This is a genomic window from Photobacterium satsumensis, from assembly GCF_050336935.1.
In the GTDB taxonomy this organism is placed as follows: Bacteria; Pseudomonadota; Gammaproteobacteria; order Enterobacterales; family Vibrionaceae; genus Photobacterium; species Photobacterium satsumensis.
Window position 1 is genome coordinate 356799 of sequence record NZ_JAKJSK010000008.1, and the last position, 24621, is coordinate 381419.

Sequence of the window (24621 nt, forward strand, 5' to 3'; positions counted from 1 at the left end):
GCTTATTTATTGCTTGATCCAAGCATCTTGCCAAGCGGAACCGAATCCTGGCTCATAGTGATACGGTGAGTCAATATTACACCAACCACCTTCAGGGAACGGACGGCACTGATAGGTGCTGCCATCACGGCCTAGCACCACTGTCTGGCCAGGAACATAACTACCGATCCCCTCTGGGTAAGCGAAGTCATGCTCGCCACCACCCGAGCTATCCTTGATGGTAATTGACTTGGTTTCTACCACCTTCTGCTCGCTGCTATCCTGATCAGTCGCCGTCACTACCACGCTGAACGATCCCGTCTGGTTAGTAGACAGGGACATGCCAACACTGCTGTTATCGATAACATTATCGTCCGATGCCAGTTGTTGGCCCGAGCTATCCAACAGCTTCATGTAAATCTCGTAATGGCCCTCGGAGCTCACTGTAGCTTCGATGTGAGCATTGCCATCAGCACCTAGGGTGTATTCACTTTTCAAGCCTTGTACGGTTACCGGAGCGGGTTCAATCACATCCCCATCACGCACATCCAGCGCGTAGTTATAATCCGAGTTGGTGACAAAGACCTGGTTGGTATACAAATCCGATGGCTGATAAATAATGTCGCCAGAAGCTTCTTCCACACCGACTTGGGCAACCGTCGTGTATTTCTCGTTGATCAGCTGGGCCAACTCATAGGACCAGGCATTGATGTTCTCGTTAGCTGCTGTAATAGCCAGTTTCTCGAACACAATTTCAGAGCCTTGCTTATTGAAGATACGGAACCACACGCTTTCACCATCTTGGGCTTCAACACCCGGCTTGACGTACTGACCCTTAGAGGTCCACTCCGGCGGCAACACTTCACCGTCAAAGCGGATATCACTACAGTTGTAGAAACCTTCACCTGCAGGATCATCACGCTGCCAGCGAGACACAAGTGTGGCTTCTCCCGAGCGACCGCTAGGTAGGGTGACATCGATCAGGTAGTAATCACCGTTACTTTCCTTCGTCACAGCCACATTGCCTGCAGTATCAATCAGCTCCAGGTCATCCCATCCCAAACGACTGTAAGCGGCATTGTAGCCCGGCTTGGTCAGGTAGAACTGCCAGAAGCTCGGGTTATGCGCCGCTGTTGCGCGGTAACGCAGCGTAAAGGTTTCACCGGCTTTCATGTCGGTGCGCTGCCAGTGCTGAGATGCAACACTCATCCCGCTCTTACGCGGATCACCACCGGAACAGATAGTACCGTCTGGCACCTCCACTTTCACCGCATCCATGTTGGTGTAGTCTTTAGTCAAGGCTGCAAATTCGTTTTTCTGCACCAAAGGATAAGTGCCCGATTCATTAAATGCAGCACGGCACGCTTCATTGGGGATCTGAGAACCGTCAGAAGGGCCCCAGTGACCACCATCTGATTCACAGATCACTTGACGGGCCGCAGGGAAATCGGCCCAGCCGTGAGCACTGGCGTGCAACGGGGAAAGGGCTGCCATAACTGACATCGCGCCCAAAGAAAAGTTAATTACTTTTTTCATATGTAGCTTCCATTATGATTATTTTGGGAAGCCAGCTAACGGGAATAAGCCACTGCTTTGATCTTATAGTTTGACCTTGCTTTTTCCTATCAGGTAACTCCGCTACCTTAGAGACAGATCCTAGTGACAGCTCCATGCTACAACCAAGATTGCTCCTTAGGCCGGAAGTTTTGCGCCCTACCCTTTCGGATAATTAGCCTTTAGCTGACGATATAAAGACGAGTCACTGCAAAAGAGACTCGCGTATATTTATAGATTGTTTTTAACTGCCAGCAAAAAACAGTAATTAGTAATGGAAGGGTGATCTCATTTAATTTCTTTCATTAAGATAAATAAAATTAATTTACTGAAATGAAATATTTAATTCATCAAGAATCATTTGCCACACCAATATAAATATCAATCTAATTTGAACCGTTAATATCAAGAGGCAAAGATGATAAGTTGAACAATAACAACAAAAAACAGACAGAGCGACATTATTTTCCAAAACTTGACCGGGTTCTTACTTTTCAAAGGGCGTTTACTTGCCTGCCTTATTACCTGAGAGGATGGGTGGTAGAGATCAGCCACTAATTCAGACAGCGCGTCATAACGTTGACAGGCTTGGGGGAAACAGCCTTTCCTTAGCACTACATCCAACCATGTGGGCAAGTCATCACGATAACTTTCCAAAGGTATATAATCTGGCCATTGCTGTGATGGCTTTGATAACGATAGTGCGTTAAATGTATTCGAAAATGAATAGGGGAAATAACCGGTCAACATCTCGTAAATAATGATAGATATAGAATACATGTCAGACCTCATTGTTGCTTTCACCCCCAATAAACCTTCTGGTGATAAATATTTAATATCGCCAACCGGGAGTGTTTCGGTTACCGGTGTGCTTAATTCATCAAAATGTTCAGAATAAACAGAGCCAAAATCGATAATGACAATTTGCTCTAATTGATTAACGATCAAATTTTCTGGCTTAATATCACGGTGAACAAGTTTGTAGCGCTGTAAAACTCGAACGGACTTAATGATTTCTTCCGTCATAACCCGCACTTTTTCTAAATCAGGCGAGGGGTTATCTTCCATCCACTGTCGCAATGATTTGCCTTCCACCCACTCACAGACATGATAGAGAAAAGAAGAATGGCGAGAGAAAGGATAAATCTTCATTATTCTCTGATGGGATACCTGCTCACCAATCCAACCTTCACGAACAAAGCCTTGCAAGTACTGGTAGTCTTCAGCAAAGTTCAGCGAAGGAACCTTCAGGACATAGCGCTTGGTATCAAACTCACTGACAGCCAGGTAAATATGGCTGCGCGGCCCGCTGTGCAATACCCGCAAAATCCGGTACTGATCGATGCGATTCCCCTCTTCCATCACCGGGGGGATCACCCGGCTCGTCAGCTCCTCGATATATTCATCTAAGGTGAGGGTGGGGAGAGACGCCACCTCAAGCAGCAAGCCTGACACATTGTCCTGGCTTCCGGCATCCAGTGCGGCTTGCACCAACTGCTCGGCTTGCTGCTCTACAGTAGGCTTTAATGATGGCGATTGCTTTGATGATAGCGATGGTTTTGATGATAGCGAAGACTGTGCCCCAGAATCTACTGACGATAACGCATGTTGCAGATCGGCTCCGTCCAGCCATTCATGGATCCCATCGGTCGCCAGTAACAGCCGATCACCTTTTTCTAACCGTAATTGCTGAAAATCGACTTCAAGATGGCTATCCATACCTAGCGAACGGGTTAAGAAATACTGCTGGCCATACTGATGACGACGATGATCTTGGGTGAGTTGGATCAGGGCCTGATCACGGTACAGATATGCGCGGGTATCCCCGACATGCATAATATAAGCGGTATTTGATTTAATGATCACCGCACAGAACGTGGTCACCAATCCGTTATGCTGCAACTCAGTTTGGCGACCTTGATGAAACAGCCATTGGTTCAAAGCATGAAGCACTTTACCTGCAGATTGCTTCACCCCCCACGTTTTCGGGGTCGCATAGTATTCTTCGATAAATTGGGTCACACAGATTTGGCTCGCCTGCTGACCCTGCTCGCTACAGCTCACCCCGTCAGCAAGGCAGGCAACCACACCTTTGTGCAAGAGCTCACCACGATAATTAGGCTGGCAAACAGCAAAGGCATCCTGGTTGCTGGGCTTACGCCCCGCCACTGAACATCCACCAATATCCAGTTGCAGGGTATTGGTTTCTTCAGCCTGCTTATGCTTTTCTGCCTTCACGCTAACGATAACCTTAGGTTGTACTATCTCACCCATCCACATCACCTTCTGGCACTGGTTGTCCGGCTTATCGATTGGCGACATCAATCATTATGATGCTACCGTCTTCATTAACTTCAGCAATTTGTCCGCTCGGCTCTTCCATCATCAACAAGGTGATAAAACCAATCACTGCCGTGGCTGCAATCACATAGAAGAAGGTGCTGTAGTCAACCACTGACAAAATGGTGAGGTAACACACCGCCCCGACATTGCCGTAGGCACCGGTCATCCCGGCGATTTGTCCGGTCATCCGGCGTTTGATCAGCGGTACGGTGGCAAATACCGCCCCTTCCCCAGACTGGACGAAGAAAGAACAAGCCATGGCTGCGACCACTGCTAGCCACAGCGGCCAGCTACTATCGACCTGTCCCATCAGGAAGTAACCGGCCGCCAAACCGGCAGTCAAAATAAGCAGGGTTGGTTTACGTCCAAACTTGTCGGAGAGCCAGCCCCCTCCCGGACGCGACATCAAGTTCATAAAGGCATAGGCAGAAGCGACCATCCCAGCCATCACCGGGGTTAACTCAAAGGTTTCCGAGAAAAACAGCGGCAACATCGAAATCACAGCAAGTTCAGAACCAAAGGTAGCAAAGTACAACACATTCAATACCGCCACCTGTTTGAATTTGTAGCGATGCACCTCAGGGACCGGCTTTTCAAACACGGTTTGGTTAACTCGCCATACCTGCAAAACCTCGTAACAGTAAATCAGCACTAGCACGACATAAACCCCCATGACGGCACCATCGCCAAGCATACCGACCCCTGACGGCGACAGTTTCCAAGCCAACAAGGCCAGCGCACCGTACATAGGCAGTTTCATCAACAGCAATAGGAAGAAATCCCCCTTGGACGTCACCTCCATCGCGCCTAACTGCTTTGGCTTAAAATAGGTCGCCCCTTTTGGCGTGTCCGTCACATTGGCGTAAAACACAAAGGAAAAAAGCAGGCTCATCACACCGGTAATCGCCATGGCATAACGCCAACCATCTTCACCACCGAACATGATCGCGACAGTTGGCAATGTGAACGCTGCAGCCGCCGAGCCAAAGTTACCCCAACCACCATAAATACCTTCTGCGGTGCCTAACTCATTATGCGGGAACCACTCAGAGACCAAGCGGATCCCGATGACAAACCCTGCACCAATGAATCCCAAGGCAAAACGGGCAATCGCCGCCTGTATGAAGCTGTCGGCAAAAGCGAAGACAAAACAGGGAATAGAGCAGACTGCCAACAATACGGAATACACCAGTCTCGGTCCGTATTTATCAGTGAGCATCCCGATAAGCACCCGAGCCGGTATGGTAAAAGCCACATTGAGGATCAATAACGTTTTGATCTCTGCGGTGGTTAACCCTAACGAGCTCTTCACCGATTGGAGGAGCGGAGCGAAATTGAACCATACAAAAAAGGTAATGAAAAACGCAAACCAACTGAGGTGGAGGATTTTCATTTTCCCCTTGAACGAAAAGATATTGAACTTGCCTGTTTCTGACATCTTGGTATTTCCTATTCCATACTGACTTACCACTATCAATGCATTGTTCATACCAAGATTAATAGTCACTAAATATCATAACCTTATAATGAAAAAAGACGAAAAAATTAGAAATCAGGCACCAACATGTTACAGCCCCCCATAAGTGAGCACCAAATTGAATCAATACAACCTCAAACAGGCATTTGGTATCACAACAATGAAAATACATTACCGACTAAATCTATATAGTTATGATATAGATACAAAAAATCACAGCACTTGCTGTGATTTTTTGTCATATCGCCTATTTACTGCATATTAAGCTGAACTTCTTCCCCTTGGCACCTGACCGAGAACGTTTTTAATTTCACCTCTGGCAACTCAATGCATTGACCAGTTAGCAAATTGAAATGCTGCTTGTACAGGGGAGAGGCAACTACAATGTCATCCCCCAGCGATCCGAGGATCCCTCGTGACAGTACATTGGCCTCACCCACCGGATCATAATTATCAACAGCATATAATGAATCAGTACGGTGACAATAAAAAATTGCCACTTGCTCATGCCCCCACAGGACACAAACTCCCGAGTTTTTGATTAATGCATCACGATGGCACACGGTATACCACTCTGCCTGCTTCTGCTCCATGCTTACCCCACTCTCTACTTAGTAATATCAATAACATTGATTTGTTCGCCGACGGTGCCTTGCGGTAAGTTGGCCTGCAGCATTCTTTCCTTATGTGCCCTTTCCTTGCTAGTAAGCGGCCTGCGCTGTCCCCGCTCTGGCACATAGGCCAGTTGGCTATCTTGCTGCTCGCTATTGATAAAGTGTTTGAAGCGCTGCAGCTTCTGTGGCGATGCTAAGGTTGTTTTCCATTCACACTGGTATTGGCCGAGTGTTTGCGCCATCTCCTGCTCCAGCTCTGCAGCAAGACCTAAGTGATCATCAACCACCACCTTTTTGAGATAATCCAACCCGCCTTCTAAGTTTTCCAACCACACGGACGTTCGCTGCAGGCGATCTGCTGTTCGGATGTAGAACATCAACAAGCGATCGACATAGCTCACCAAAGTATCGGCATCCAAATCCGTCGCGAGCAAATCGGCATGGCGAGGGCGCATTCCCCCGTTACCGCAGACATACAGGTTCCAACCATTCTCCGTCGCAATCACGCCGATATCCTTAGACTGGGCTTCCGCACATTCGCGGGTGCAGCCTGATACGGCGAATTTGAGTTTATGGGGCGCGCGCAACCCTTTGTATCGATGCTCGAGATCAATGGCAAAACCAACACTGTCTGCCACGCCGTACCGGCACCAAGTACTACCGACACAAGATTTAACGGTACGAACCGATTTGCCGTAAGCATGACCGGTCTCAAAACCGGCATCGATCAACAGGCGCCAGATTTCAGGAAGTTCATGCAACTGGGCGCCAAACAAATCAACCCGTTGACCGCCGGTGATCTTGGTATAGAGATCAAACTGCTTGGCCACCTGCCCCAGTACAATCAGCTTATCCGGCGTGATCTCCCCACCCGGGATCCGTGGCACGACGGAATACGTGCCGTCTTTTTGCATGTTGCCGAGAAAAACATCATTGGTGTCTTGCAACTCCAGGTGCGAGTCGGCCAATACATAGTCATTCCAGTATGATGCCAGCATCGAGCCCACGGCGGGTTTGCAGATATCACAACCCAAACCACGACCATATTCTTTGAGCAAAGCATCAAAGGTGGTGATCTTTTTCACCCTGACTAAATCAGTCAGCTCCTGACGGGAATAGGCAAAGTGCTCACAAATGTGGTTGCTCACTTCGACGCCCATCGTTGCCAACTCGGCATCCATCACTTGCTTCGCCAGAGCCGAGCAACCGCCGCAACCGGTAGAGGCTTTGGTGGCTGACTTCAGATCGGCCATCGATGAACAGCCATCAGCCACGGCCTGCCTGATTTGCCCTTTGGTCACGTCATAGCATGAACATATCGAGGCACTATCAGGCAGTGCTTCTACGCCCAGTCCAGCCCCCGCACCTTCCCCTTCGAACTGGGGCAAAATTAATACCGCCGGGTTTTCTGGCAAAGGCATACCATTGAGCTTAATCTGCAGCAATGACTGGTAGTTACTGACATCTCCCACCAGCACAGCGCCCAGTACCTTGTCACCCTCGGGGGATAGGACTAAGCGCTTATAGACTTGTTCCAAATCATCGCTGTAGGTGTAGGACAGAGCACCGGGAGTTGCGCCACTGACATCACCAATGCTGGCAACATCGACCCCCAGTAGCTTCAACTTGGTGCTCATATCCGCACCGACGAAAGACAAGCCTGCGTCTGGTTGGCAGAAGTGGCTGGCCAGTACTTTTGCCATTTGATAGCCGGGTGCCACCAGACCGAAAATACGCTGTTGCCACAAGGCACACTCTCCAATGGCATAGACATCCTCGGCACTGGTCTGGCAGTTGTCATCAATCACAATACCGCCCCGCTCCCCGACCTCAAGGCCGCACTGGCGGGCCAGCGTATCTTGTGGGCGGATCCCTGCAGAAAACACGATCATATCGGTTTCCAGGTATGAGCCATCAGCAAAGTTCATCCGATAACGGCAGCTTTCACCGGCGACAATCTCGGTGGTGGCCTTTTCGGTATGCACCGATACGCCCAATGATGAAATCTGACGGGCAAGCAAGTCTCCTCCGCCCTGATCCAGCTGAACCGCCATCAAGCGCGGAGCAAACTCCACCACATGGGTCTCGACACCCAACTGTTTGAGGGCGTTGGCAGCCTCGAGCCCCAGTAATCCGCCCCCGACAACGACCCCCACCTGGCTCTGTGCCCCTGACTCGGCAATCGCATCCAAGTCTTCGATTGTCCTGTAAACATGACAATGCGGTTGGTCGTTGCCGGGGATTGGCGGAACAAAAGGGTAAGACCCTGTCGCTAATACCAATTTGTCATAATGTTCACGCTGCCCGCTTTGGGTGACAATGATCTTTGCGACGGTATCTATTTCGCTGACCTGCTCATTGAGCAGATACTTTACCCCATTATTTTGATAATCCGTTTCATTGGCTAATGCCAGATCTTGCGCACAGCTCCCGCTAAAATAACTACTTAGCTGTACTCGGTCATAGGCCAACCTCGGCTCTTCGGAAAAGGTCAGGATACTGAACTGCTGTTGCTTGTCCCGAGCCAACATATCTTCAATAAACTTGTGTCCGACCATTCCGTTGCCGACCACAATCATTTTTTGCTTATCCATTTCTACTCTCCCCTGAACGACTGACTTCACTACTTGCTCTCCCTCGCTCTCAAGCCGACAGCTGGAGCTGTTGTTCGGCAACATGGCTTACCCACTGCAATTGATCTGACAGGGCAACCACCTCACCGACAACGATCAATGCCGGTGAAACCACCTGGTGACGCTTCACTAGTTCAGGTAAATACTGCAATAACCCGGTCACTGTCCGTTGCTCAGGACAACACCCTTTCTCGACCAAGGCCACCGGGGTATTGGGATCTGCGCCCCCTGCAACCAGCTTGTCTCTGATCATTGCCGATTTACTGACCCCCATATAAAACACCAAGGTATGATCAAGCTGTGCCAATGCATGCCAATTAAGATCCAATGACCGCTCGGCATGCCCGGTGACAAAAGTACAACCTTGGGAGTAGCCCCTGTGGGTCAGTGGAATGCCGGCATAGCTGGTGCACCCCGCTGCAGCGGTGATCCCCGGTACGACCTCGACGGGGACATCAGCAGCTTTCAGGGCCAGCATCTCTTCACTCCCCCGGCCAAAGATAAAGGCATCGCCACCCTTGAGCCGACAAACCGCTTTACCCTGCCAGGCCAATTCCACCAGCAGGTTATTGATCGCCTCTTGGCTGGCACTGTGCTCTCCCTTTGCCTTGCCGACATACATTGCTTGGGTACCCGCAGGAAAACGCGCCCGTATCTCCTTGCTCACGAGGCGGTCGTAAACAATGACATCTGCCTGTTCAATACTTTCCATCGCCTTAAGCGTTAGCAACATAGGATCGCCCGGCCCTGCACCGACCAAATCCACCCTGCCTACCCTGCGTCCTGATGCGCCAGAGGCTCTTACCTGATAATTCGCGGCTTGGTAAGCCCCAACTTGCTCTCTGATCGTTGGCATACATCTCCTACCCATTCATATCCTTTGAAACCTGTTATCAAGGTAGTGAGCAAAGACGATGCCAGCCCGGTGCAACCACTATCAGTAAGAATTGCAACTAACTGTTATTTATTAAAAAATCCAACATTTTCAAACACAGCTCGATGACAATCGAGCATCAGTCTCCTCCGATGACTGCCCAGTCTCCGTGCAACCAAAGCACTGTTTTGCACCAAGATAGCCACCAACCCAGTATTTCATACAACACAAGGTACCTATTTAGGGTTACACACAGAGCTTTCACCTACCAAAGAACCAAAAGACCATCTAATCCACCAGCACACTAACCCTTTCCAGCACCAAGAAAGCTGGCCTGGTTATTGCTCAACTCTTATTCGACATACTGATTTTCAAAGCCAAGGAGAACAACAGGTGACCCAAAAAGAAAATACTTGGATTAAATCGACCTGTGCCTACTGCGGAGTAGGCTGTGGCATTGAAGCCAGAGCAAATAGCCACGGCGCGTTGGAAGTTCGCGGAGATAGCCAGCATCCCGCCAATTTTGGCAAGCTATGCTCCAAAGGATTAGCCCTCGGGGAGACAGTCGGCATAGAAGGAAGACTGCTAAAGCCGAAAATTAACCAACAGGATGTATCGTGGGAGGAAGCTCTGGCCGATGTCGCAGGGCAGTTTAACCGTGTGATTGAACAGCATGGCAAGGAGGCGGTGGCCTTCTACGTCTCGGGGCAATTACTGACTGAGGATTACTATGTCGCCAATAAACTGATGAAAGGGTTTATCGGTAGCGCCAATATCGATACCAACTCTCGTCTTTGCATGTCGTCCAGTGTCGCTGGGCATAAACGGGCATTTGGAGCTGACATCGTGCCGGGCTGTTATGAAGATCTCGAATTGGCTGACTTGATCGTCCTTACCGGTTCGAACCTGGCATGGTGTCACCCGGTCCTGTTTCAGCGAATTCGCGAAGCTAAGGTGAAAAGGAAGAGCAAAGTCATCGTGATCGATCCGCGCTATACACCGACCTGTGACATTGCCGACATGCACCTTCCTCTATTACCAGGCAGCGACATTGCCCTGTTTAACGGCCTTCTGGCATTCCTCAGTGAAAACAGAGCATTGGATTTTGACTATATAGAAACGGCGACCGAAGGACTGGATCTGGCACTCGCGACTGCGTTTCGGTTTGGCGATATAGAATCGGTACAGGCTGTTACAGGACTCGATAAAGCGCAGATCCTTGCTTTTTACCAGCTTTTTGCTGCCAACGAGAAAACCGTCACGGTTTACTCGCAGGGCATTAACCAGTCCACATCAGGCACCAACAAGGTCAACAGCATTCTCAACTGCCATCTGGCGACTGGCCGAGTCGGTAAACCGGGCAGCACGCCCTTCTCCGTTACCGGCCAACCCAATGCAATGGGTGGGCGTGAAGTCGGGGGACTGGCCAATATGCTGGCTGCCCATATGGACTTTGACAACCCTAAACACACCAAGCAGATCAGCGAGTTTTGGCAAACAGACAGCTTGGCTTCTACCCCGGGCCTCAAGGCCATGGATATGTTTAACGCCATCGAGAGCGGGAAAATCAAAGCCATCTGGATAATGGCAACCAACCCTGCTGTCAGCTTGCCAGACAGCGACCGTATCAACACCATTTTGGCTAATTGCCCTTATGTGGTGGTGTCTGACTGCATGGACGATACCGATACGCTTCGCCATGCGAATGTGGCACTACCCGCCCAAGGTTGGAGTGAAAAGTCGGGCACTGTCACCAACTCGGAGCGGCGGATATCCCGCCAACGACGCTTATTACCGTCTCCGGGCGAGGCCAAACCCGACTGGTGGATCATCAGCGAAGTGGCCAAGCAAATGGGTTTCGACTATGCCTTTAATTACCAAAATGAAGCCGACATTTTTCGCGAATATGCCCTGATGACCACCTTGGGCCAGGAGCGAGCAACGTCCGGTACCCCCAAACACGGCATCGATGCACTGTGCAGACCGCTGAACCTATCAGGGCTTACTGGCTTGACGGCCAAGCAGTACCATCAAATGCCCCCACAACAATGGCCGGTCACAACCTATAGCCAACCCACTACACGACTATTTGGTAACGGCGAGTTTGCCACACCATCGGGTAAAGCGCAGTTTATTGCCACCGACTACCGGCCGATTGCAGCCCCCCCCTGCCCCCAATACCCTTTGCTGTTGAATACCGGACGGATACGGGATCACTGGCACACCATGACCCGAAGCGGTTTATCCCCCCGCTTAAGCGAACATATCAGCGAGCCTTTCCTCGCCCTATCGGCACAGGATGCCAAACGCTTTTCTATCGCGCCCAACGCATTGGTTAAAGTAACCAGTCGTTATGGTGATATCTTGCTCAGAGCTCGGATCAGCAAGGAGTGTAAACCCGGCCAAGTCTTTGCCCCGTTTCATTGGACCAATTGCACCACCAGCATGGGCAAGGTTGATACGCTTGTCGCCGGACATCGTGACCCCCTTTCTGGCCAGCCGGAGTTTAAAGCCACTCCGGTAAGCATTGAGCCTTCACCCTACCAAAGTGAAGCACTGCTAATTAGCCAGGATAAAAACGTGACGGCCAGCCTGAGCGCCAAAGAACACTGGACGAGCCAGCGCACCCATAACGGCCACCTCTTTCGGGTAACGTCCCAGCGCCCTCCCGAACAATTACATGCCTGGCTAGCGGGGCACCTTGCCCGTAACCAGAGCTGTGATCAGGGGAAAGGTCAGCAGCTCATTAATATTGAAGTGAACAATGAAAGCCGCTATGCCCTGTTTCAAAACAACCATATCCATAGTGCCTTCATCGTTAGCGATGACTTACACAATAGCGACTGTGATTACTTATATACCTTAATTGGCAGGCCGTTATCAGACCCGCTAGTGCAAGCTCTGTTTACCGGCAAAGCGCCACCGGGGCACCAACATGGACGGTTGGTTTGCGCGTGCAAGCAAGTCGGGGTCAGAACCATAGAACAAGTGATTCGAACAAAGTCTTGCTGCTCGGTGAAAGAGATCAGCGAGGCGACTCAAGCGGGAACAGGATGCGGAAGCTGCTTATCGGAGTTGCAGCTGATGCTTGACGAAATACAAGTGAAGCAGGTGTAAAGATCCTAGATCCTGGATGCGAGTTCCTAGATGGGTCCTGGGTCCTGGGTCCTGGGTCCTGGGTCCTGCAGTTGCGTGAAAAGCATAGCCTGTCAAGTTTCGTTCTTAGCTCTTCCTAGGGACGAGGTTCTAGACTCTGCTTTTATCGCTTTTCCTATATTCCAGATACGAAAAAGGCCTCGTCTTTCGACGAGGCCTTTTTCTAAATGTGGCGGAGAGATAGGGATTTGAACCCTAGATACGCTACAAACGTATGCCGGTTTTCAAGACCGGTGCTTTCAACCACTCAGCCATCTCTCCGAATTGTATCACCTTAAAAGATGATGGCGGTGAGGGAGGGATTCGAACCCTCGATACGTTGCCGTATACACACTTTCCAGGCGTGCTCCTTCAGCCACTCGGACACCTCACCACATTGTTGTTTTGACGCCTTGCGTCTCAACGGCGGCTAATGTAATCACTTAGCGTATCAGGGTCAAGTGCTTTTACCGAAATCTTTTTCAATTGGCGAGGAATGGATCAAATTGTACCAATGTCCAGCAAAGCACGACGCCAAATATCGATGGCATGTGCTATATACGCAAGATACACTACAATTTAACACGTATTATCAATCTATTATCTCTCAAGCCAATTTTATCTAACTATCTTATTCAAGCTTGAGTCTCTGTCTTTTTGGAGTGTTATGATCTTCCGGCTATTTTCTGCTCTCGCCTTCCTCATGCTAAGCCTGACAGCCCCCCTCAGCCATGCGCTAGAGGGGCATTACGACGTTTGGAACCAAACTCTGGATGAGCAAATCAAACAACTCAGTGCCCAGGACAACACACCAGAAATCGTCAAAGAACTTGATACCCTGCAAAATGCCAAGGGGATGATTGAGAACGCGGTCGGTTTTGATGAGAAAACGCAAAGCTACCGCCAACTGATCGAAGAGTTTCCGGCACTCAGCGAAAAACTAAAGCAGCAAGTCGATAACTTTGCCACCACCAAATTTCCTGATTTCAGAGAACTGTCGCAAAAAGAATTGGCCGATGCCACTAAACAGCAAGACGCTAAAATAAAGCAGCTAGAGCAGAGCCGTAACAACAGCAAAAACGAGTTGGGCTCGATTGAAAAAGGGATTGATGAATTTTCGAGCCGCTCTACCCAACTGCGTGATTTAATCAAGCAGGAGGAACAAACGCTGCGACAAATTGAAAATCAGCCAGAGACCAAAAACCAGCAACTGGTCCATCAAATTTCCCATCAATACTATGTCAGTGAACTGTATATGCTCGAAGCGGAGCAGCTCAGTGCCGGCAACCGCCGCACCCTCGTCAAGCAACGCATCCAGTTACAGAACCTAGAGATCGATGCACGGCTGGCCTACCGTAATACGTTACAACGTGAACTATCCCGCCAACAGCGTCTTGATACCGATATCTCCTCGGAGCAAAACGACCAGTTTGATTTGGATCTTGACGGACAGCCTGAGAGCCTTCGCCAGCTGACCATCAACAACAAACGTTACATTGCGACACTAAAGGGGATCACATCGCGCAGCGAGCAGGTCCAACAAAGTCTCACCACCACCCGTAAACAAATTCGCAAAGTCGAAAGCACTGCCGACGATCTGGAGACCATGGCGGAATGGCTCAAGCTCAGTCCGGCATTCAGCGAAAACTTACGCACCCGTATCAGCCGCTTACCGGCCAACCCCCCCATTGAACAGCTGGATAGGGATATCGCCCAAAACCAGATAAAAAAATACGAATACCAACAACTGGCGGATTCTCTGAAAGAGAACCCCTCTTCCCCAGGCACTAGCGATCTCAATGAAGAACAGCTATTGCAGGAAAATGCGCTCATTGAAGCTAACCAGATACTGCTCGAAAAACTCATTGACCAAACTGACACCCTGATCTACCAACAAGCGACACTGAAAGTCTCCTACGAGCAGCTAAATAGCAATCTCAACGACCTGCATACCTCAGCCAACAAGCAATTGTTTTGGGCACCGGATACCAACCCGGTCAGCATCAATTTTGTCATTGCCACCTGGGAAAAGCTCAAGTGGTTCTTTTCTCCTTACCAGTGGGTAGGTTTTATCAAGTTTCCAGCGGTTGCGGACAAAGTAAAACTGTCGTTCGCACTGACCATTATTGCCGTCATCATCCTCGGCTTAAGCTGGTGCCGAAAATACTGGAAGCGCTACCTTACCGATACCAGCAAAAAAATCGGCAAGGTCACCCAAGATACCTTCCGCTACAGCTACAGCAATGTCTTCTTCTCATTTTTACTGGCATGGCCGATCCCGATCATTGTCGGCTTGGTGGGGCTGACTTTCTCCAGTGGCTGGCAATACCCGTTTGTCCACCACCTCGGTCAGGCGCTGACGCTACCGATGGCGCTTGTCATGTTCTGCTTCATGCGCGAGTTAGTTCGCCCTAATGGTTTACTGGTCAGCCATTTTGAATGGGAACAAGATCTTATCGGTCGCAGCTTTACCCATTACAAGCAACTGCTGTGGGTCTACCTGCCGATGATGGTGATCCAGCAATTTGCCCACCTCTACAGCGATATTGATGTGAATGCCACCTTAGGACGGTTGGCATTTATCATCAGCAATATCTCGGTAAGTTATTTCTTGTGGCGGATGTGCAAAGAAAAACTGCCGATGACCTACGGCAATCTACCGGAAGGTAAAGCCCATATTGGCCACCACCTGTTTTGGTGGGTACTGATCCTGATCCCGCAGGGGCTGAATTACACGGCGCTCAAAGGCTATCTCTCCTCATCGCAGGATGTGATGTACAAGCTGGAGTTTTCCGCGGTCATCGGGGTGATCACCATCTTGATCTACTACCTCATCAAGCGGTTGATGCTGATCCAAAAACGGCGACTGGCCTTTGAGCGCGCCAAGGCCAAACGCCAGGAGATCATCGCCCAGCGGATCGCTGAAGTGGAAGAGGATAAAGAAGAGCATTTCGGTAGCAACGAAATGCAAATTGAGATAGAAGAGCCAGAAGTCGATCTGGACAAAATCAGTGCCCAGTCGCTGCGTTTGTTGCGTTCGCTGTTGCTGCTGATTTATTTAGCCTGCCTTTCTACAATATGGGCCGACTTCTATCAGGCAATTTCCTACCTTGGCGATGTAACCCTGTGGGATGTGACTAATAAGATTGATGGTATCGATGAACTCAGCTCCATCTCGGTCACTAGCGTATTGCTGGGGCTACTGGCCTTTTGGCTGACCGCTATCGTTGCCCGCGATCTACCTGGTGCCATGGAGTTATTGATCCTCCAGCATCTTGACCTGTCACCGGGTACAGGCTATGCCATTACCTCTTTAACCCGTTATATCGCAATCATCATGGGGATCTTGATTGGTTCGGGTTTGGTGGGTTTTGATTGGTCTAAAATGCAATGGCTTGTCGCCGCGCTGGGTGTCGGCCTCGGTTTTGGCCTTCAGGAAATCTTTGCCAACTTCATTTCCGGCCTGATCATCTTGTTTGAGCGCCCGATTCGGATCGGCGATACCGTTACGATCCGCAACCTGACGGGGATTATTGCCAAAATCAATACCCGCGCGACAACGATTGTCGATTTTGACCGAAAAGAAGTGATTGTCCCAAATAAGGCATTTGTCACCGAACAGTTCATCAACTGGTCACTGTCAGATCCCATCACCCGCGTGACATTATCAATCAGTGTGAATTACTCAGCCAACACCGACCTGGTCACCAAGCTGTTGTTTGAAGCCGCGGAGGAATGCGAACTGGTACTGGACAACCCGGCCCCTGAAGTCTTTTTCCTGACTCTAACAGCCGATAGCCAGAACTTCGAAGTCAGGGCCTATGCGGCAGAAACTGCCCACCGCCTGAGTTTGACGCATGACCTGCACAACCGGATCAAACATAAATTCAACCAGCACGGTATCCAAATAGCCAACCCGCAGCTTGAAATCCAAATGAAACGCCGCCGTGCCTCAAAGGCATGATTCAGTTACCTCAATACCAAAAAAAGCCCCTTTCGGGGCTTTTTTTTAAATTACTTGCTTCGCTCTGCAGCGCGCTCATTTTGCATTTGGATATAGCTGCCCAAATGCATCGAGGCTGGTTTACCTCGCAAAATATAGGGTAACTCACTAGGCGGTACAGCTGCTTTGCTGGTAGGGCGCATTCTCACATACAGAACGCGGATCATATTACTTGCAACGCCTTGGCAACAGCGGTCTACCCAAGAAAAGAAGCGACCGAAAAGACCAATTTTCAACCATAGGACAAACTGACTAACGCCTAACATTGCTGCTAGCGACCAATGTACCTCAATCATTTTACTTCCCCATTATTTTATTTTGGCTTGCAGAACTGACTGAGGTAACTATGCCAATAAAATCATGAATAATATGCCTATGGCTGTAACTGAATTTAACCTGAATTGCCCACTCCCGCCCCGATTAACCATTTTTGAAATCAAAGATCCCAACCATGAAAACAAAACAAGTTGTTAACACACAAGAACACAACAAGCATAACCAGCTAATTTAAAAGGGAAATATTTCAAGCGCGAAAAACAACGCGCAACAAGACAACAACAAACCGACATTGCCGAGATCATTTCTTTGATGTAAATCAATTTATCAACCTTTCACATCTATCACAAACAGAGATATGTTTTTACAAACAGAAACAGCTTGTTCAATACTTACCCGAGCATTTTCATGCATTTTAGAAGCAAATATGCACAAGTAGCGTACGAATATTTGTACTCAACGAGAAGTTGGGGATGGTTAGCTAGGGAGTAATTTTCAGATCATGTTGAAATAAACAAAAAACCCCTGAAGGCATTAACCTTCAGGGGCAAAATAAATCGACTTTATTATGTCTTTTACGCTTGCTGGTAGTAACCAGGTACTCGGAACATACGGCGGCACATTTCTAGGAATTGGCCATACACTACGCCAAGCGCTCCCGATACAAACGCGTTACTGGTAACAGCCGTAATGATCTGATCAAAATCAGCGCCAACGACCAACAAGATGCATGCATAAACCGGTGACTGGAACAACACGTAGGCCAACATATCTGATAAGCCTTTCATCCAACCCGCTGATGACAGCTTCATCCCTTGTCGGATCATCATGTCGCGGAAAACACCATATGGCCAAGCTATCGCTATATTGACTGGAATCGACAAGGTTCTTGATGCAAGAGACTGTTCAAACGTCATTCCAGATATGAACACTTCTATCATCATGCCTGTAATAAAACTAAAAATTACCATCGCAAAGGTATCGGCGGCAGCACTTCTTACGTTAAATTGCCCTCTAACAGACATAACAAAACCTCAAAATATAGTAAATACGACCAGACATTGAAAACTTAGTAGTGAGATAAACTGGGTAACTAGCATCAAGCCAGTTGATGCGCGTATTAGAACAGGAAATTTGCAGAATTACCCACCAAAGATCGTGAATGTTTGTAAGTTTACAACCAATTATGGCTCAGTCTTTGGCATGAACCTCTACACTGGCACCACTGACGTGCCTCAAGGCGTATTGCCTGTTTCTCTAGCCCCCAAAAAACAAACTTTTCTAGATACAGAAAGAGTATTAGACGCGGGTTTAATTATGGTTTTAACGGTTATGACTAAGATGCGACTTAATCTGAGTCATAAGACAAAATAGCTACGTTGCTATATGGCGCGGTGAGAGGGCGCATCTTAAGATGCTGATTTTATTGGGATGTATAAAAAAAACAAATGCTATCCCATAGAGGAATAAAGCAAACAAAGAAGAGATTTATATTTAAGATGTACCTATCAGGTAGAAATCCCACAAAAGATAAATATTTATTCACCATACCTTGTAAAAATGAAATTAAACTGCAATAAAAAGCAGTTAATCCTTAAGGAAGGTAAGAGTCTTGTTAGCTCATAGCCGCAGATGAATGAATAAAAAGCCCCAGCAAAAGCTGAGGCTTGTAACCTATACCCAAGTAACTTTAAGTTGCAGGGTTCAGAGGCAGTGATTCTAGCGCCTCAACGATCGGGTAATCCGCCGGACAAAGCGTGAAATCCTTGATTTCATCGCGCTCAACCCATGTCGCATCCTGATGACTATGGAGTACCAGCTCCCCAGATACCCAATGGGTCAAATAACCTTTCAGGTGAACGACTTTATCACCGTAGTCAAACACACTGTCGGCAAGAAATCGTCCCGTCGCACTTTCAATCGCTAGCTCTTCACGCAGCTCCCGCTCCAATGCCTGTTCGTCGGTTTCTCCGGTTTCCACTTTACCACCGGGAAATTCCCACAACCCGCCTTGGCTGGCATGATCAAGACGCTGAGTAAGCAGGTACTTACCCTGTTTCTCTATCACGCCGGCCACCACGAGAATAACGGGCTTAGATGCATTTGGCTCAGATGCCATGACGCTATTTACCGCAGCACTGTTTGAATTTCTTACCACTGCCACACAGACAAGGATCGTTTCGGCCTATCTCTTTATAAGGATTCACCGCTTTAGCGGCATTGCCCTGCTGAAGATCATCCGCTGCCATAACGACTTCAGTTAACATCAACGGCAACTGAACATACAGTTCTGCCGGTGCTGGCATCCCTGTAACACCGGCCTCTTGCATCTGGGCCAAGGTATTTTGCTCATCCATCATCAGCATCACTGTCGTGATCAACGCCGATAACATGCGCATTGTACCGTCTGTCAGCGGCTGCTCAGCCCAGTTAGGTTCGATATGTGGCCATACAGCCAAAAAGCCTTCTGCAAATTGCTGCATCGCTTCGGTCAGCTCACCAGCATCTTCAAAGTTCAGCTCTGACGGCAATGCATACTCACCGGCCTTGATATGACGATACTGCAGTTCAAAATGGTTCAACACTGCCATTTTATCATCTTGGTCCAGCGCAACCGGCTCATCTTCGTCAACACCACCAGTAAGCAGTACTGGCAGCCAGATTTCTGGCGCTAGCGGTTTTGGGTTCGCATTGGCTGCCAGCAATGCACCTTCTATAAAGGTCGCCGGCATTCCTTCCCAAGCCTCAGGTAACGTCATTAGTTGTGTCATGGTCGGTTCTCGTTGTCTGTTTCGTGGGCTGATTATATACCCAAGTCACGGCAAGTTGCAGGATTCTGAGCTTACTTAGCCATACCGCTTTTTGCGCCAGAACAGGAAATTGCTGACAAAAAGACAAACCTGTTGAACTTTGCAGCAATTGGTGGCAAAAAGAAGGAGTTATCATCAGGATGGTGGAAATTAATGACAGGTAGCAGTGCAATCATCGCTGGCGGCAGTGGATTGGTCGGTGATGAACTCTTACATCTTCTTCTCAAGCAATCGGAAATAACGACGGTTTACGCCCTCTCCCGGCGAGAACTGCCCCTGCACGGCAGCAAACTTCAACAGATCATCCATCCCGAATTGCGTATCACCGAATGGGAAGACGCCTCCCCGACCCCTACTGTGGGTTTTATCTGTCTTGGCACGACCAAAAAACAAGCAGGGACAAAAAAAGCCCTGGAGGCTGTGGACTACCAACTGGTCAAAGACGTGGCAAAAACCATGAAGATGTTGGGCGTCAGGCATATCGTTGTGATATCCAGTCTGTTTGCCAGCCCTTGGTCTCCGTCTCACTACCTGCGCTGCAAAGGAAAAATGGAGCATGCGGTTGTGAAAATGGGCTTTGAGCATTGCATCTTTGTTCGTCCCGGCCCCCTCAAGGGGGATCGCAGTAAACCGCGAAAAGATGAACTGTTGGTACAAGGGCTCTTCGATGTCATCCACCCACTGGCTATTGGACCTCTCGCCAATCTTAACCCTATCCCAGCGGAACAAGTCGCCCAGAAAATGTTAGCACTTGCTCAAGAGGCCCAAAGGCACGAACTACCGAAAGTATTTACTCTATCGGGCCGGATGCTTGCCTCACACTGAGTCATATTCTGGTATTGGACAAGCCCGTCATTACCCTCTAGAATCTCGCTCCCAACAGGCTCTGAGCTGACAAACCGGATCAGCTCTTGCCTATACTTTTGCACATTGGCACAAAAGAGAAATCACATGCGAGTAATTCTAGGCCCGATGGAAGGTGTTCTTGATCACCTGATGCGGGAAATGCTGACTGACATCAATGATTATGATCTGTGCGTCACGGAGTTTGTTCGTGTGGTTGATCAACTCTTGCCAAGCAGTGTGTTCTATCGCTTGTGTCCCGAATTACGCCAAGGCGGGAAAACCGTCGCCGGCACACCGGTCCGCGTCCAGCTCTTGGGGCAAGATCCTAACTGGCTAGCAGAAAACGCCCACCGCGCCGTTTCTCTTGGCTCACCCGGCATTGATATTAACTTCGGCTGCCCGGCCAAGTCGGTAAACAAAAGCCGTGGCGGTGCGGTACTGCTCCAAGATCCTGACTTGATGCATGACATTGTCAAAGCCGTGCGTGAAGCCACTGATCCCCGCTTTCCGGTCACGGCCAAAGTCCGGTTGGGCTGGGATGATCCAAACCACTGCTTTGAAATTGCCGATGCCGTCGCTCAAGCGGGTGCCGATGAGATAGCGGTCCATGCCCGTACCAAGACCGATGGCTACAAGGCAGAAACCATCAAGTGGGATTATATCCGCCAGCTGAAAGAAAAAATCACCACGCCAATCATTGCCAATGGCGAGATCTGGAATTACCAGGATGGCCAGCGCTGTATCGATGTCACCGGCAGTGATGCCCTGATGGTGTGCCGCGGTGCGATTAACCTGCCAAACCTTGGCAATGTGGTCAAACACAATGAAGAACACATGGAATGGGAGGCGGTACTTCAACTATTGCTGAAGTACTCGACCTATGAAATCAAAGGGGATAAAGGGCTGTACTACCCGAACCGTATCAAACAGTGGTTTGCCTACCTGCGCCATGAATACCCGCAGGCCAAGGCGTTGTTTGCCGATATCCGCAAGCACAACAAAGCGGCCCCTATTGTGGATATTCTCCAGCGCAGTTACGCCGATCTCGCAGCCTGATTTCCCACGTAAACCAAACGCAAAAAAGCCAGCAACATGTGAATGTGCTGGCTTTTTTTACGCCCTGCGCTCACGCCGGATCTGATCCAATGCATCCTGAACCGTATCCAGTTCATCATCGGTTAGCTCGCTGAACGCGGCCAAGTAAGCGAGTCGGGTCACTTCAGTTTTACGACGCCGCTCTTCCTGTTCATGCACCTTGTACATCCTATTGGCTTGGAAGTGCTGGAAGAAGCGCTCGATATCTTCTACCGCCAAACTCGATTCCGGTTTGAGGTAATCAGTCATGATTTTAACGAAGTCATCCGGCAGGTGGATATTGAACTTGGGATCCATCGAATAAATAAACGACAACTCCATCGCCTGCCTGTTCTCTTCCCGGCAACGCCAGAACTGAGCTGTGCACCCATGGGTAATTTGGACATCCCCCACCTTGTGCAGAGATTGCAGCGCTTTCCCCACGTCTGACGCACTGCCCACCAGCAGACACTCGAATCCCCGCGAAATGGCGTACACCCCACACTCCCGCGGCAGTGTCTCACGGTTGACCATTGAGCACTGGTGGCTTGGCATTGGAATTCTTGGCTTGTATGCCCGCCTCAGAGCACTCATTGCACTTACCCTACATCATCATTTTGAGTAAGTATCCATATGCAGACAATTTTTTCAAGATCTAGAAGAAAAAACGCATAAGACCAATAGCCTAGAAGACTTCGGGGGGAAGAAAGAGAGTGTTAGCTGAAGTGGTAATTTGAACGATTTCGTTAATATGGATTGACATTATAGGCACATGAAGAATCTACTGATTTGTCTATTTACCAATCAATATAACTTCAGAATATAGGTCATTTTCAATGAAATAAATCTAAGTAAACAATTGCTTACTTTGCAATCAAGAAGGTATAATGAAAATTATTTTAAAGCAATAACATTTGTAGCTTTTAAACGTTATTATTAATTATATCAACCACTTTGGGACAGAGATTAAGCTGTAGAACAGTTAAATCAAAATGTTTAGTACCTATGAACACTCATTCATCTAATAACCAGCTATATTATCTAGATAGTCTAAGGGGTATTGCCGCCATTTGTGTTGTGATTTCTCATTGTTTTCTTTGGTTTCTTCCTGGTATGCATACAGGTTTATCACCCGAGGGGTCAATTAGTAATTTAGTTTTCAATAGCCCATTTACTTTTTTTTACAAGGGAGGGTCTGCTGTGCTTCTCTTCTTTGTTTTGAGTGGTTATGTATTATCTTTTTGCTGTATAAGTAAAAATTTAGATTCTGGCTACATTCAAAAGTCAGCAGCAAAAAGATATTTAAGGTTAGGAATACCTGTTGCAGGTTCTATAGTAATATCATATTTTTTAGTTTTATCTAATACTCTCATCATTGACACTTTAGACTTAAATAACATATCTAACTTTCAGTTATTTTACACGGCTTTAAAATCAGCCATTTTTGGTGCAATGCTGTATGGAGATGGTACATTTAATTATGTATTATGGACAATAAGTGTTGAATATTATGGTTCACTACTTGTATTTGGGTTTTTATTACTAGTTGGAAATGATTTATATAAAATAAGATATTTATCTGCTTTTATTGGCATTGCTCTAATGGTTAATGAAAACCCGATGCTCATTAACTACGGGTTATTTTTCGTTGGGGTTTTTTTATCAACATTTGAGATTAGAAAAAATAATAAGTTATCTAGTAATGTTGCAGCCATTTCTATTCTTTGCCTAGGCCTCTATTTCCTAGGTTACAGAGCTGAAAGTGAGTCTTATTTCACGCTTGCAAAAGTACTTGGTGCTTTTCAATATACATTCAACTTTCCAATCCAATGGCCAACATTTATACCAGCAGTAGGTTCTATTCTCATTTTATCGACAATATTGATTAATGATAGCTTACTATCACTACTTAACAATCGATTATTTTTACTTATTGGAAAGTTATCTTTTTCTATATATTTACTTCATGCTTTAATTTTAAGTATAGTTGCACCTAAGATAGCATTGTTGGAAATATCAAATGGAAGTAAGGCTTTATATTCCTTTACAATAACATTATTCCTTACTTTAATATTTTCTTTTATCTATTATAGACATGTAGATAAAAGAACAATTAGATACCTAAAAAGAATATATTAATCATCTATAAAGCACTAATTCTATAGTTTTAGTGCTTTATCAGCTTTTCACTAGCCCCCATTAACTCATTAAACTACATCACTATTGGGGAAACAAAGCTAATCAAGGCTATTAAGTGAAAACACCGTCCTACTTGACTTGTTTTTAGTATTCCTCAATCTGTTTTTTTCAAAACAAATACCTTTTCAACAACCAATTAGCTCTGTATTCTAGCTGGGTGATTCAAAATATGATCTTCCCAATCGATGACATCAATCTCGTACACTACGGTATCACGTACCGATTCACCAGCCGCATGCATGGCGTCTTTCGAGCCAGTTAACAGTGGGTGCCACTCAGGCAGTGCTTTGCCTTCAGCCAACAAGCGGTAGGCGCAGGTTTCCGGCAGCCAGACGAACTCGTCGATACGGTCGCGGGTCAGCTTGAGGCACTCTTCACCGGATTCAAAGCGGTTTGGGTAGTCTTTACAAGAGCAAGTCTTGTCATCCAGCAAGCTACAGGCAACATTGGTGTAGTAGATTTCATCGGTATCATCATCGATCAGCTTGTGCAGGCAGCATTTACCGCAGCCGTCACAGAGCGCTTCCCACTCCTGATCGGTCATTTCCTTCAAATCTTTCTCTTGCCAATAGTGCGTCATCACTTTGCCTTCTGTTACTCTCACCTTGCGACTTGCCAAGGCCTATCATGGAGGCGGTTTTATAGCTCCCACACCCGCAAAGTGCAAGCACTTCCGCCCCTTTCACACCATTATCACCACGTAATAAGAATCAATCTTATCCATAGCCGATAAAGTCACATTTTTTTGATCCATGACGGAGAGAGTGGTAACGTTCGCAACCGTTTTAATTAGTGTAGATGAGT

Annotated in this window: 17 protein-coding genes, 2 tRNA genes and 1 riboswitch; of the genes, 5 read left to right on the top strand and 14 right to left on the bottom strand. The window is 47.9% G+C overall.

The features are described from left to right. Nucleotides 1-6: 6 nt before the first annotated feature. The 6 genes from L4D79_RS17795 to cobA all read right to left on the bottom strand — a co-directional run bounded on the left by L4D79_RS17795 (nucleotide 7) and on the right by cobA (nucleotide 9471). On the bottom strand, nucleotides 7-1515 hold the full coding sequence (locus tag L4D79_RS17795) for a lytic polysaccharide monooxygenase (protein WP_428652907.1): 1509 nt from the start codon (nucleotides 1513-1515) through the stop codon (nucleotides 7-9). An 89-nt stretch (nucleotides 1516-1604) separates the two neighbouring features. Next, nucleotides 1605-1724: riboswitch (cyclic di-GMP riboswitch) on the bottom strand. A 214-nt stretch (nucleotides 1725-1938) separates the two neighbouring features. After that, nucleotides 1939-3807, bottom strand: a complete 1869-nt coding sequence (locus L4D79_RS17800) for a bifunctional protein-serine/threonine kinase/phosphatase (RefSeq protein ID WP_428652908.1) — start codon at nucleotides 3805-3807, stop codon at nucleotides 1939-1941. Nucleotides 3808-3838: 31 nt separating this feature from the next. Beyond that, the gene (locus L4D79_RS17805) at nucleotides 3839-5314 is read right to left on the bottom strand and encodes a NarK family nitrate/nitrite MFS transporter (protein WP_428653071.1); all 1476 of its coding nucleotides are present in this window, start codon (nucleotides 5312-5314) and stop codon (nucleotides 3839-3841) included. A 290-nt stretch (nucleotides 5315-5604) separates the two neighbouring features. After that, nucleotides 5605-5946 carry a nitrite reductase small subunit NirD gene (gene nirD, locus L4D79_RS17810; protein WP_428652909.1) on the bottom strand — a complete coding sequence of 114 codons (342 nt, stop codon included), beginning with the start codon at nucleotides 5944-5946 and terminating at the stop codon, nucleotides 5605-5607. Nucleotides 5947-5960: 14 nt separating this feature from the next. Further along, nucleotides 5961-8561, bottom strand: coding sequence for a nitrite reductase large subunit NirB (gene nirB, locus L4D79_RS17815; protein ID WP_428652910.1), 2601 nt, complete (start codon nucleotides 8559-8561; stop codon nucleotides 5961-5963). 49 nt (nucleotides 8562-8610) lie between these two features. After that, nucleotides 8611-9471 carry a uroporphyrinogen-III C-methyltransferase gene (gene cobA / locus L4D79_RS17820; RefSeq protein WP_428652911.1) on the bottom strand — a complete coding sequence of 287 codons (861 nt, stop codon included), beginning with the start codon at nucleotides 9469-9471 and terminating at the stop codon, nucleotides 8611-8613. A gap of 396 nt (nucleotides 9472-9867) precedes the next feature. Between cobA and L4D79_RS17825 the strand changes: the two genes are divergently transcribed. Next, nucleotides 9868-12591 carry a nitrate reductase gene (locus L4D79_RS17825; protein WP_428652912.1) on the top strand — a complete coding sequence of 908 codons (2724 nt, stop codon included), beginning with the start codon at nucleotides 9868-9870 and terminating at the stop codon, nucleotides 12589-12591. Nucleotides 12592-12800: 209 nt separating this feature from the next. On the opposite strand, the gene L4D79_RS17830 is transcribed toward L4D79_RS17825, so the two are convergent. Continuing rightward, a tRNA-Ser gene (locus L4D79_RS17830) sits at nucleotides 12801-12891 on the bottom strand. 24 nt (nucleotides 12892-12915) lie between these two features. Further along, nucleotides 12916-13003 (bottom strand) — tRNA-Ser (locus L4D79_RS17835). A 273-nt stretch (nucleotides 13004-13276) separates the two neighbouring features. Here L4D79_RS17835 and mscM point away from each other — a divergent pair. Further along, entirely contained in the window at nucleotides 13277-16573 is a 3297-nt protein-coding gene (gene mscM, locus L4D79_RS17840) for a miniconductance mechanosensitive channel MscM (protein WP_428652913.1), read from the top strand. A 50-nt stretch (nucleotides 16574-16623) separates the two neighbouring features. Here mscM and L4D79_RS17845 read toward each other — a convergent pair whose 3' ends face one another. From L4D79_RS17845 to L4D79_RS17860, 4 genes are all read right to left on the bottom strand, one after another. Beyond that, the gene (locus L4D79_RS17845; protein WP_428652914.1) at nucleotides 16624-16908 is read right to left on the bottom strand and encodes a hypothetical protein; all 285 of its coding nucleotides are present in this window, start codon (nucleotides 16906-16908) and stop codon (nucleotides 16624-16626) included. Nucleotides 16909-17463: 555 nt separating this feature from the next. After that, nucleotides 17464-17913: an L-alanine exporter AlaE gene (locus L4D79_RS17850; RefSeq protein ID WP_428652915.1), complete on the bottom strand. Its 450-nt coding sequence runs from the start codon at nucleotides 17911-17913 to the stop codon at nucleotides 17464-17466. A gap of 665 nt (nucleotides 17914-18578) precedes the next feature. Beyond that, nucleotides 18579-19007, bottom strand: a complete 429-nt coding sequence (locus L4D79_RS17855; protein WP_428652916.1) for a (deoxy)nucleoside triphosphate pyrophosphohydrolase — start codon at nucleotides 19005-19007, stop codon at nucleotides 18579-18581. A 4-nt stretch (nucleotides 19008-19011) separates the two neighbouring features. Further along, nucleotides 19012-19659, bottom strand: coding sequence for a YecA family protein (locus tag L4D79_RS17860; protein ID WP_428652917.1), 648 nt, complete (start codon nucleotides 19657-19659; stop codon nucleotides 19012-19014). A gap of 192 nt (nucleotides 19660-19851) precedes the next feature. Here L4D79_RS17860 and L4D79_RS17865 point away from each other — a divergent pair, with 192 nt between their 5' ends. Further along, on the top strand, nucleotides 19852-20523 hold the full coding sequence (locus tag L4D79_RS17865) for an NAD(P)H-binding protein (protein ID WP_428653072.1): 672 nt from the start codon (nucleotides 19852-19854) through the stop codon (nucleotides 20521-20523). A gap of 126 nt (nucleotides 20524-20649) precedes the next feature. Beyond that, nucleotides 20650-21600, top strand: a complete 951-nt coding sequence (gene dusC, locus L4D79_RS17870) for a tRNA dihydrouridine(16) synthase DusC (protein WP_428652918.1) — start codon at nucleotides 20650-20652, stop codon at nucleotides 21598-21600. A gap of 57 nt (nucleotides 21601-21657) precedes the next feature. On the opposite strand, the gene L4D79_RS17875 is transcribed toward dusC, so the two are convergent. Further along, nucleotides 21658-22212 carry a hypothetical protein gene (locus L4D79_RS17875; RefSeq protein ID WP_428652919.1) on the bottom strand — a complete coding sequence of 185 codons (555 nt, stop codon included), beginning with the start codon at nucleotides 22210-22212 and terminating at the stop codon, nucleotides 21658-21660. 411 nt (nucleotides 22213-22623) lie between these two features. Between L4D79_RS17875 and L4D79_RS17880 the strand changes: the two genes are divergently transcribed. Then, nucleotides 22624-23757 (top strand): acyltransferase family protein, encoded by a 1134-nt coding sequence (locus tag L4D79_RS17880; RefSeq protein ID WP_428652920.1) that lies wholly within the window; start codon nucleotides 22624-22626, stop codon nucleotides 23755-23757. Between the two features lie 196 nt (nucleotides 23758-23953). Here the strand turns inward: L4D79_RS17880 and L4D79_RS17885 are convergent, their stop codons facing one another. Further along, complete coding sequence (locus L4D79_RS17885; RefSeq protein ID WP_428652921.1) at nucleotides 23954-24397, bottom strand: YcgN family cysteine cluster protein; 444 nt, start codon at nucleotides 24395-24397, stop codon at nucleotides 23954-23956. Nucleotides 24398-24621 lie beyond the last annotated feature (224 nt).

Excerpts from the sequence above, each read along its gene's own strand:
- nirD (WP_428652909.1), bottom strand. The coding sequence starts at position 5,946 with ATGGAGCAGAAGCAGGCAGAGTGGTATACCGTGTGCCATCGTGATGCA.
- L4D79_RS17845 (WP_428652914.1), bottom strand. The coding sequence starts at position 16,908 with ATGATTGAGGTACATTGGTCGCTAGCAGCAATGTTAGGCGTTAGTCAG.
- nirB (WP_428652910.1), bottom strand. The coding sequence starts at position 8,561 with ATGGATAAGCAAAAAATGATTGTGGTCGGCAACGGAATGGTCGGACAC.
- L4D79_RS17850 (WP_428652915.1), bottom strand. The coding sequence starts at position 17,913 with ATGTCTGTTAGAGGGCAATTTAACGTAAGAAGTGCTGCCGCCGATACC.
- L4D79_RS17885 (WP_428652921.1), bottom strand. The coding sequence starts at position 24,397 with ATGACGCACTATTGGCAAGAGAAAGATTTGAAGGAAATGACCGATCAG.
- L4D79_RS17805 (WP_428653071.1), bottom strand. The coding sequence starts at position 5,314 with ATGTCAGAAACAGGCAAGTTCAATATCTTTTCGTTCAAGGGGAAAATG.
- mscM (WP_428652913.1), top strand. The coding sequence starts at position 13,277 with ATGATCTTCCGGCTATTTTCTGCTCTCGCCTTCCTCATGCTAAGCCTG.
- L4D79_RS17860 (WP_428652917.1), bottom strand. The coding sequence starts at position 19,659 with ATGACACAACTAATGACGTTACCTGAGGCTTGGGAAGGAATGCCGGCG.
- L4D79_RS17875 (WP_428652919.1), bottom strand. The coding sequence starts at position 22,212 with ATGAGTGCTCTGAGGCGGGCATACAAGCCAAGAATTCCAATGCCAAGC.
- L4D79_RS17855 (WP_428652916.1), bottom strand. The coding sequence starts at position 19,007 with ATGGCATCTGAGCCAAATGCATCTAAGCCCGTTATTCTCGTGGTGGCC.
- dusC (WP_428652918.1), top strand. The coding sequence starts at position 20,650 with ATGCGAGTAATTCTAGGCCCGATGGAAGGTGTTCTTGATCACCTGATG.
- L4D79_RS17795 (WP_428652907.1), bottom strand. The coding sequence starts at position 1,515 with ATGAAAAAAGTAATTAACTTTTCTTTGGGCGCGATGTCAGTTATGGCA.
- L4D79_RS17880 (WP_428652920.1), top strand. The coding sequence starts at position 22,624 with ATGAACACTCATTCATCTAATAACCAGCTATATTATCTAGATAGTCTA.
- cobA (WP_428652911.1), bottom strand. The coding sequence starts at position 9,471 with ATGGGTAGGAGATGTATGCCAACGATCAGAGAGCAAGTTGGGGCTTAC.
- L4D79_RS17865 (WP_428653072.1), top strand. The coding sequence starts at position 19,852 with ATGACAGGTAGCAGTGCAATCATCGCTGGCGGCAGTGGATTGGTCGGT.
- L4D79_RS17800 (WP_428652908.1), bottom strand. The coding sequence starts at position 3,807 with ATGGGTGAGATAGTACAACCTAAGGTTATCGTTAGCGTGAAGGCAGAA.